This window comes from Tritonibacter sp. SIMBA_163, assembly GCF_046535935.1.
Classification (GTDB): domain Bacteria; phylum Pseudomonadota; class Alphaproteobacteria; order Rhodobacterales; family Rhodobacteraceae; genus Epibacterium; species Epibacterium scottomollicae.
On record NZ_JAWJBP010001452.1, the window covers coordinates 1 to 232 of the forward strand.

Genomic DNA, 232 nt, shown 5'->3' on the forward strand with positions numbered 1-232 from the left:
CACCCCCTCTACCCCCAGGGCGATCCGCGCGCCCGCGCCCTGCTGGGCCAGCTTCGGGCCAGGTGGAACGACGCGCCAGCGGTCGATCGGGCACACCGCCTCGCGCTCGCCGCGCAGGACCTCGCAGGCACGCCGCCGACGGTGGATTTCGCGCTGGCCCTGATCGGCCATCTGTTCAACCTGCCGCGGGACGCGCCGCTGACCCTCTTCGCGCTGGGCCGCACCGTGGGCT

At 75.0% G+C, this 232-nt stretch carries 1 protein-coding gene; it reads left to right on the plus strand.

Going from position 1 to position 232, the window contains the following annotated elements; all coding sequences use genetic code 11:
• A partial coding sequence (locus R0J92_RS27100; RefSeq protein ID WP_411053960.1) for a citrate/2-methylcitrate synthase occupies positions 1-232 on the plus strand: 232 nt, incomplete at both ends.